A 9777-nucleotide genomic window follows, 5' to 3' on the forward strand; every position below is an offset into this window, starting at 1 on the left:
GCAGCCCCATAGCTTTATATATTTATACAACTATTTGTAACTGTTCAGGACATCCGAGTTTCCATATTGAATTTTCAAGGTACTTACGTTTACATGTTCTTTTTAGAAAATGTTTGGAATAAATACCCTGAAATACAGAGTAGAAATAATAAGATAATCAGAAACTCCATCATTTGAATATAATAAATTGTATCCTTGTAATTCTGTTTAATTTGCTGATGCCAATCCGTCACTTCCTCCCCATTCTCCTGTTCCATGTCCACTGTCTCCTGCCTTTTTTTAATTAGTTCTTTCTGCACTTCATCTGTCTCTGTATGGATAATCAACTGATCTTCTTTTAATCGGTTTAATCCCATATAAACAGAACTGAGCAGACCCCTGGATTGTAAACTTGTTATTTCACCATCATTTTCACCTATCTCAAATAATGGCTTTAATACACTTCGTCCAACCAGTCTTCCTACGCTAAATCCACCTGATCCGCCAGATGAATTTCCACGCATATACTTCATATCATCCTTGGTTCCTGGTAACTGATCCGGACCATTCATCCATAATTCATCATCTTCTGTCCCAAATATACCGTCTGGACCAGGCCGGACATTGGTTCCTTCCTGTTTCTCTTTATTATCATAACAATCATCCTCTGTTCCATATTGTCCATCCGGTCCGGGATGAATCAATCGGTCATCCTCTGTTCCCGGCTTCCCATCCGGTCCATTCCAGTACACCTCATCATCCTCCGTACCAAATACTCCATCCAGGCCAGGGCGAAGGTTCGTTCCCGGATAATCACAGCTGTTGTCCACCCAGTCGTCCTTTGTCCCCAGCTGGCCATCCAGGCCCGGATATATCAGCCGGTCATCCTCCGTTCCCGCTTCCCCATCCGGTCCATTCCAGTACACTTCATCATCTTTTGTACCAAATATCCCATCCAGGCCAGGACGCAGGTTCGTTCCCGGATAATCACAGCTGTTGTCCACCCAGTCATCCTTTGTCCCGGATATTCCATCTAAGCCGTTAAAAGCAAGAATATCATCCGCTGTTTCAAATTCATGATCCTGCCCCGGCCTTGTATTGGTTCCATCTTTATTGTCGCGATAATCATCCTTGGTCTGAAACGTTTTATCCGGACCGGAATATATCTTCAGCTCCTTTTCATCCATGTAATAATCATCTTCTGTTCCATATTGTCCGTCCTGCCCCGGATAAATTCTTTTGTCATCCCGTGTCCCGGCAAGGCCGTCTCTGCCATTTAGATAAAATGTATCATCCTCTGTATCCAGATCCCCATCAGGCCCGGGCCTTTGATTGGTGCCATTGCCAATATCGCGGTATATCAGGGTAAAGTATGCATATACCTGAAGATCCCCCGCAACCTGATATATATCTGTTTCCGCAACCTTCTTGAGATTGGATGGCCTTTGCTCCCCGAACATGATTCCTTCCTGATAAATATGACTGTATGGTTCTGCATACCACCCCAAAAACTTATAGGCTTCCATGGACGGCGTGGGCAGAATGCCGATGGCACTGTCATAGGTAACTGTCTTTTTCCTGCTCCCCCAAAAGGAATCCTGTGTATGAAATATAAGATCATACTGATTCGGTGACCACTGGGCATAATAGGTTGTGTCACTGCCTGGAACTGCGGTTTCCTCTGTAATCTTCTCGCCCCCGGTACGATCCGTGCCAAATCCAATCTGGGTATATCCCGGCCTTGTAAAAACAGGGAGTTCTCCTAAATTCAAGGTATACGAGAGAACTTTTGTTATATTTTGAGTGCCGTCCAAACCGTCATGGTATGTAATATCATATTGATCAGGCTGCCATTGCGCATACAGCTGCAGATTGCCGGAATAGACAGGCGTCAAATTATTTACTGATTCCTTATCATAGTACACTGCTCCTCTTCCGTCCGGCTGCTCAGACCAATTTATAAAGCTGTGGTGATCCTTTTTGAAATTATTCGCCTTTAGGGGCTGAGTGATGTTGTAAACAAAGTCTTGGACTTCTGTCTTTTCTTCCCCATTGTTAGACAGGAATGTCACTGTATATGGATTATTTTTAACATCTGTTTTGGAATTGCACCCGTTCCGTACACATCTCTTGTAATAAGTCCCATTGTCCGCTCCGGTATAATAATTATTTTCCCATAAATGTCCCAATGCTGACGTTACCTGTGTCTCAGCAGTCCCGCAGCCTGCGCATGTCCTTTTCTTTAATCCCGTCTCAGTGCATGTGGCTGCCTTTACAATTGACCAGTCCCCATATGTATGCTGGCGTACCATTGTAAAGTAGTCTGTTTTCATAGGAATAGGGGACCAGGTACTCCCCTCAGAATCGCTGTCATAATAATATCCTCCGGCATTTACCTCTGATATGCTCCAGCTCCAGTGGGAACTGAGATTCATCTTAGAACCGGCATACCAATATGCATTCTCATCAATAGGGGCATAGACCCATTTATGGCCTTCTGCCCAGGTCTCGTGGTAATATTGCAGATTGGTCCAGGCTTTATCTGCTTTGTAAAAAATGATCACCTTGTGTTTGCTATTACTTGCCCCCAGATAATCATTGATCGCCACCTGATTGCCATATTTCTTCGCCAGACCGCAGTCAATGATCAGCCGTCCGCCGTTGGGTATGTCGGAAGCCGTAAATATCGTAACATTACTGCTCCCTGCCAATGTTTTTTCAACTGCCGTCACATCCGCTCCACGGCTGAGGGACAACGGCATAATGCCAGGATCCGGATACTTATAATTCAATGCATTGCCAAGCACCTTCCCCTGCTCATCGCACCGATACCAGCATGGGTCAAGGTCCGCTTTATCTATCTCACTGTTGACAATGGTACCATAAAGATAATAGCTGTCAGAATCCGATCCCTCCTGTACATTTCCATAAATATGCAGAAAATCGTACCTGGTATTATCATAATTAGACCCGGACAAAACTTCTGAACCAATTCTTCCATTTTGTTGTACTTCTATATTCTCTCCATATAGAAATGTCTGCAGTTCACTGTCTGTGATCCCCGCACTTTTGTAACGGTAGGGTGCCAGTACCATATCCTCACTCTGTATATCAACAGCCCGGGAATCCGAGAGATTTCCCTTCTCATCACAGGCATACCAGCCCATAATGCCTGAGGAGACTGTGTATATCCGGTATTGGGGACATCCGGTACGGTCCACAAAAAAGTAAAGATCCACTGTCCCGCGGCTGCCTTTTATATACCATGACGGCACTTGGGACGGCTTCAGCATGTTTACTTTGTCTATTATCACTCCTGATTCCGTACATTCCAGCCACTTGTCTTCCATCTCTGCATTAACAGCACGGCCATATATAAAATATCGGACAGGCGAATTATGTTTTAGCAGATCCTCCCCCAGCCACCACACATCATAAAAAGTGCCGTCATAGTTTTCCCCCAGTTCCGAATCCACGACTTCAAAGTCCATGGAGTTGACAATATGATCATCCACCCCATAAAGCTGGCAGGAAAGCTCACATGTTATATCAATACCTACCTCTGCGCTCTCCCACCGCAAAGGAGCCAGCACCCAGTCCTCCCACAACAGATCGATCCACTGGCTTTCATTTGTAACCCTTCCCCTTTCATCACATTCGTACCACTCTGCATCTGTTTCCTCGTCATAATATCCATAGATTCTGTGCTGGATATTTCCATACCTGTCTTCAAATTCATAGTGGGTCCTTCCCCCCAGTAAACGCCCTTTTATTTTTGTATACCAACTGGGCACATCCTCAGGTTCTGCAGACTCAAAATCAATTTCCACCACCGGCGTTCCCATCCGAACCTGCGGTTCGGATGGAGTTGCTTCTGACGGGCTGGCTTCTGACGGGCTGGCCTCAGATGGACTGGATTTTGACACATTTTCCCTCACCTTCCTCAATGCACCACCCCCTGTCCCATCTGAAATCAGACTTCCGGCATAAACAATTGAGTTGGTCAACATTGCCGTCATTAATACAATCATCCCTAATCCTTTTAATTGCATATTCGCTCTCCCCAATCTCCCTTACATTCTTACAAGAAATCATCTGCTTCCCAAACCATTACAGCCTTTAAAACCACCTCCATTTCAGTTATGCCATATATAAAATAAATGTAACTGACAGGACATCCGATGTGAAAACGGATGATACCGTACTCATTAACATACTAAAAATGATTGGATAAAATTTAACACATGGAGTTAGACACATAAACTTAGACACATAAACTTAGATGCATAAACTTAGATACATAAACTTAGATACACAGAGAAAGATTAACAAAGTAAACTATATGACATAAAATACACGGAATTAAATCTTCAACCCAATCATTATAACCTAATCAAAATTTAATACGTGAAAACCGGCCGATTCGGCCAATCAACCAGAACAAACCTGTTCTGAAGAAGCTGACACAGAGAACTCTGTGAGATTGAATATAGAATAGCACATATGTAATTGACAAGTCAAGACCTGTTAAAACTTTTCCTTTCCACAACATCCTCCATCCCCTTTCCCATAGCACAAAAAACCGGTACACAGGCGCCTTCGCAGCACCCGGATACCGGTTCTTTTTCCTTCCGTCAAAGGAAAATCCTTTGCCAGTCCACTTTTTGACTATCTCTTTGTTTATTTACTTCCGTGAAGGAACTCATCAATTCCCCTTGCGCCTGCACGGCCTGCCTCCATTGCGAGGATAACTGTGGCGGCACCTGTCACGGCGTCTCCGCCTGCATATACGCCTTCCTTGGTGGTCTTTCCATTGGACTCATCCGCTATAATGCATTTCCAGCGGTTGGTCTCAAGTCCCTCTGTGGTGGAGCTTATCAGCGGGTTGGGGGAGGTTCCAAGGGACATGATCACTGCGTCCACGTCAATGGTATAGTCGGAGCCGGCTATCTCCACCGGCCTGCGGCGGCCTGATGCATCGGGCTCACCCAGTTCCATCTTACGCACTACCATGCCTTTTACCCATCCGTTGTCATCTGTAAGGATCTCCACAGGATTGGTCAGAAGGTTAAAGATGATCCCTTCTTCCTTTGCATGGTGCACTTCCTCCACTCGGGCCGGAAGCTCCGCCTCGCTTCTCCTGTATACGATATGTACTTCTGCACCCAGACGCAGGGCTGTTCTGGCAGCATCCATGGCCACGTTTCCGCCTCCTACCACTGCTACCCTTTTTCCCAGATAGATCGGGGTATCGTAGTCATCCCTGAATGCTTTCATCAGGTTGCTTCTTGTAAGGTATTCATTGGCTGAGAATACGCCGCTGGCATTCTCTCCCGGGATTCCCATGAACTTGGGAAGCCCTGCGCCGGAACCGATGAATACGGCCTTAAAGCCTTCCTCATCCATCAGCTCATCAATGGTCACGGACTTTCCGATGATTACATTGGTCTCTATTTTTACGCCCAGTTTTCTTACATTATCGATCTCAGGCTGTACCACTCCTGATTTAGGCAGACGGAATTCAGGAATACCGTAGGTAAGCACGCCGCCCGGCTCATGGAGCGCCTCAAAAATGGTCACCTCATATCCCATCTTGGCCAGGTCTCCTGCACAGGTAAGCCCTGCCGGGCCGGAACCGATGACAGCCACCTTCATGCCGTTGGTCTTATCCGGCTTTGCCGGTACAAATCCATGCTCCTTGGACCAGTCAGCCACAAAACGCTCCAGCTTTCCGATGGAAATAGGCTCTCCCTTGATGCCGCGGATACATTTTCCTTCACACTGGCTCTCCTGGGGGCACACACGTCCGCACACAGCTGGAAGGGCGCTGGACTCTGCTATGGTATTGGCTGCATCCTCGAATTTTCCTTCCTTTACTTCTGAGATGAACTTGGGAATATTGATGGCAACCGGACATCCCTGGATGCACTTGGCATTCTTACAGTTGATGCAGCGCTGTGCCTCTTCCTGCGCCTCTTCCTGGTTGTATCCCAGACACACTTCCTTAAAATTAGTTGCTCTTTCCTGTGGGTCCTGCTCCCTTACCGGTATCTTCTTTAATACGTCCATTATTCCTCACCTCCGCAATTTCCGCATCCGCCGTGGTGTGTTGCGCCTTCCTTCAGTCTTAAGAGCGCCCTGCCTTCCTCTGTCTTATACATCAGCTGGCGTTTCATGGCCTGGTCAAAATCCACCAAATGGCCGTCAAACTCAGGACCGTCCACGCATGCGAACTTTACTTCTCCGCCCACGCTGACGCGGCAGGCGCCGCACATGCCGGTTCCATCCACCATGATGGGGTTCAGGCTGACAATGGTGGGAATGCCTAATTCCTTGGTAAGCTTGCATACGAATTTCATCATGATCATGGGACCGATGGCCACGCACACATCATATTTCTTTCCTTCATTTTCAACCAGGTCCTTGATGACCTCAGTAACCATGCCTTTGCGCTCATAGGAACCATCGTCTGTTGTTATGTACAGATTGCCTGCCACTGCCCTTAATTCATCTTCCAGTATAAGCAGGTCCTTTGTCTTGGAGCCTTCAATGACATCCACGTCAATGCCGTTTTCCTTCATCCACTTAACCTGTGGATAAACAGGAGCAGAACCAACGCCGCCGGCCACAAAGAGGTAGCGTCTTTTTTTTACTTCTTCCAGGTCTTCCTTTACGAACTCGGAAGGCTGGCCCAGAGGTCCCACGAAATCCTGGAAATAATCCCCGGCTTTTAAGCCTGCCATGCGCTCGGTGGAAGCGCCTACTGTCTGGAATACAATGGTGACAAGCCCTTTCTCCCTGTTGAAATCACAGATGGTAAGGGGAATCCTCTCTCCTGCCTCATCCATCTTAACGATCACAAATTCACCCGGCTGGCAGGCTCTGGCTACACGCGGTGCTTCCACGTCCATCAGATAGATCTTGTCTGCCAGGCATTCTGCCTTAACAATCTTATACATGGTTCTCCTCCTGATTTGTTATAAATAGTAATTTATAATTAGCCCACTTGAATGGTATAGCTCTTACTCCATGATTCCCATCCAGGCAGGGAAATGATACCTTTCCTGTCTTTTAACTCTCCCTTATACCCTTCTGACGCGCAGATCCCATACCATGGCTCCAGGCAGACAAAGGGGTGGGTATCCTCTATGGTCCAGACTGCCAAATAAGGAAAGTCATCGCACCCCATGGTCACATAGGGCCTGCCGTCCAATAACAGGCTCACACTGCTGACCTGTGCATCATCAAACATATAGGTGAGGGCTGTATCGAAAAACCCCTTTGTCAGTTCCACCCGGCCGTCCTGAAGCGAAAGGGTTCCCGCCAGTTCCTCCGACTCATATCCCCCACTGGTGGGGGCAAGATAGTGAAGTTCCTCCTGAAACTGTCCTTTCCTGCATCCTTCCCGGTTAAACTCAAAGGTGTAATCGTAGATGCTACGCCCCTCCGGCACCTGAAATGCAGGGTGTCCGCCCATCATAAACAGCATTTCCCCGGAATCCAGGTTTGTCACCTTCCACATCACAGTGATGGTGCGGCCTTCCAGCCTGTGCCCGATCTCCAGTTCAAAATGGAAGGGATATTTTTCAAATGTTTCCGGCGTATCCTTAAGCTTAAACCAGCACTCATCCAGATCACACAGGACCGGTTCAAATTCCATGTCCCTGGCAAATCCATGCTGGGTCGGCATCTGATATTCTTTTTCTTCATAAATATATCGGCCTTCATAGCACTTTCCCACAAAAGGAAAAAGCACAGGCGCATGGCGGTCCCAAACAGCAGGGTCAGCGCCCCAAAGTACATCTCTCCCGGCCTTCTTATCAAAAATCCTGGTGAGTTCCGCCCCGTGTCTGGCCACGGTGACCAAAAGTTCATCATTTTCCAGTGTAAATAGTGTTCCATCTGCTTTCATATGGATTCCCCCAATCTGCTTGTGAGAATTTACAGCTGCACAAGCTTTATATTATCATTTTCTGCATCATGTTACAACTGCTTTTTCTAAAATTCCTAAATATTTTTTAGATTTTAGTCGTAATATACAATTTTTTTGTTATTTTATCCGTTGGAACTTCTGAAAGGTGTAACAAAGGTCAAAATATGTCTGTTCATCCCCCTCATCCGTCATTCTCCAATCCCCATCATTTTCCAGATTTTTGAAAAATGTGTCCGCGTCATAGGTGTAGTCAATGCGGGTTACATGTACGGTGTCTGCGTAGGGCAGAAACTGTTCATAGATGCTCTGTCCGCCTATGATATAGATATCATTGGTGTCAAAAGCCTGGAGCCATTCCATGGCTTCCTCCAAGGAATGGCACACATGGGCACCTTTGATCTTATAATCCTCATCCCGGGTCAGCACCAGATTCTTTCTGTTTCCCAGGGGCTGTCCTCCGGGCAGGCTTTCCAAGGTCTTGCGCCCCATAACCACCACCTTGCCTGCGGTCTCCCTCATCAGCGTCTGCTGGTCCGCCGGAATGGTCACCAGGACCCGTCCGTCTTTTCCAATGGCCCAGTGCCTGTCAGCTGCTACGATCAGATTCATTCCTGCTGCCTCCTTGTATAGATCCTGAATTCATAGGCCAGGCCGTTATACTCCTGCATTTCACCCACACGCTCCCACTCCCAGTCCTTTTCCCGGTCCAGATCCACAAACTTTGTATCTGCCTGGAAAATACCGTGGATACAGGTGACATATGCCTTTTTACAGTATGGAAGAAATTCCCCGTAGATCATTCCTCCTCCTATGATGAATATATCCTCCTCCGGATACTGCTTTAATGTCTCAAGGGTTTCATTTACATCATGACATACAGTCACTCCCTCAGGGCAGTAATCCCGGTTCTGGGTCAGCACAATGTTGACCCGGTTCTTAAGAGGTTTTGCGTCAGGAAAGCTTTCCAGGGTTTTTCTTCCCATCACCACGATCTTTCCCCGGGTGGTTTCCCGAAAATATTTCATATCTCCCGGCAGATGGGTCAAAAGTCCTCCGTCCCTGCCGATTCCCCATGCTTCATCCACTGCCACGATCAAGTTCATGTAAGACCTCCTGTCTTTGGTTGCAGTATTTACTGTCATTGGTCCAAACAAAAGAATTATAGCATGAAACCTTGCAGAAAGAAAGATTTTCTCTTTCTAATCCGTATAACCTCTGCTATAATAGGTTCATATTTGACATAAGGAGTAATGTACATGAGTTATGCAGACCAGATATTTATACAGAATTGCAGGGATATTTTAGACCATGGTGTATGGGATACGGACTACCAGGTCCGCCCCGTGTGGGAGGACGGCGCTCCTGCCCATACCATCAAGCGTTTTGGAATTGTTAACCGTTACGATCTGTCAGGTGAATTTCCCGTGATCACCTTAAGGCGTACGGCTTTTAAATCAGCAGTGGACGAGCTGCTCTGGATATGGCAGAAGAAATCCAACAACATCCACGACCTGAACAGCCATATATGGGATTCCTGGGCTGATGAGAACGGTTCCATCGGCAAGGCATACGGATACCAGCTGGGAGTGAAGCATCGCTATAAGGAGGGGGACTTCGACCAGGTGGACCGCATCCTTTATGACTTAAAGCACAACCCTTTAAGCAGGCGGATCATGTCCAATATCTACAACCACCACGACCTGCACGAGATGAACCTCTACCCATGTGCCTACAGCATGACATTTAATGTGTCCGGCCACACGCTGAACGGAATACTGAACCAGCGTTCCCAGGACATGCTTACGGCCAACAGCTGGAATGTGTGCCAGTACGCCGTGCTGCTCCACATGTTTGCCCAGGTAAGC

General features: G+C 47.0%; 7 protein-coding genes. 1 reads left to right on the forward strand and 6 read right to left on the reverse strand.

Translation table 11 applies throughout. From position 1 onward, the window contains the following. Nucleotides 1–89 precede the first annotated feature (89 nt). The 6 genes from HMPREF9469_RS30820 to HMPREF9469_RS25435 all read right to left on the reverse strand — a co-directional run bounded on the left by HMPREF9469_RS30820 (nt 90) and on the right by HMPREF9469_RS25435 (nt 9015). Complete coding sequence (locus tag HMPREF9469_RS30820; RefSeq protein WP_242827946.1) at nt 90–3917, reverse strand: InlB B-repeat-containing protein; 3828 nt, start codon at nt 3915–3917, stop codon at nt 90–92. A 742-nt stretch (nt 3918–4659) separates the two neighbouring features. Then, a complete protein-coding gene (gene gltA / locus HMPREF9469_RS25415) occupies nt 4660–6048 on the reverse strand; it encodes an NADPH-dependent glutamate synthase (protein ID WP_007868920.1) in 1389 nt (462 codons plus the stop codon). Continuing rightward, entirely contained in the window at nt 6048–6938 is an 891-nt protein-coding gene (locus tag HMPREF9469_RS25420; protein WP_007868924.1) for a sulfide/dihydroorotate dehydrogenase-like FAD/NAD-binding protein, read from the reverse strand. Before HMPREF9469_RS25420 ends, gltA begins: the two co-directional genes overlap by 1 nt. A 38-nt stretch (nt 6939–6976) precedes the next feature. Further along, nucleotides 6977–7891 carry an aldose 1-epimerase family protein gene (locus HMPREF9469_RS25425; protein WP_007868927.1) on the reverse strand — a complete coding sequence of 305 codons (915 nt, stop codon included), beginning with the start codon at nt 7889–7891 and terminating at the stop codon, nt 6977–6979. Between the two features lie 138 nt (nt 7892–8029). Next, a complete protein-coding gene (locus HMPREF9469_RS25430; RefSeq protein ID WP_007868929.1) occupies nt 8030–8521 on the reverse strand; it encodes a dihydrofolate reductase in 492 nt (163 codons plus the stop codon). Continuing rightward, nucleotides 8518–9015, reverse strand: coding sequence for a dihydrofolate reductase (locus HMPREF9469_RS25435; RefSeq protein ID WP_007868932.1), 498 nt, complete (start codon nt 9013–9015; stop codon nt 8518–8520). Before HMPREF9469_RS25435 ends, HMPREF9469_RS25430 begins: the two co-directional genes overlap by 4 nt. Before the next feature lie 153 nt (nt 9016–9168). Here HMPREF9469_RS25435 and HMPREF9469_RS25440 point away from each other — a divergent pair. Further along, the coding region (locus tag HMPREF9469_RS25440) for a thymidylate synthase (RefSeq protein ID WP_007868936.1) at nt 9169–9777 on the forward strand (609 nt) is incomplete at its 3' end.

Source organism: [Clostridium] citroniae WAL-17108, assembly GCF_000233455.1.
Lineage (GTDB): Bacteria > Bacillota > Clostridia > Lachnospirales > Lachnospiraceae > Enterocloster > Enterocloster citroniae.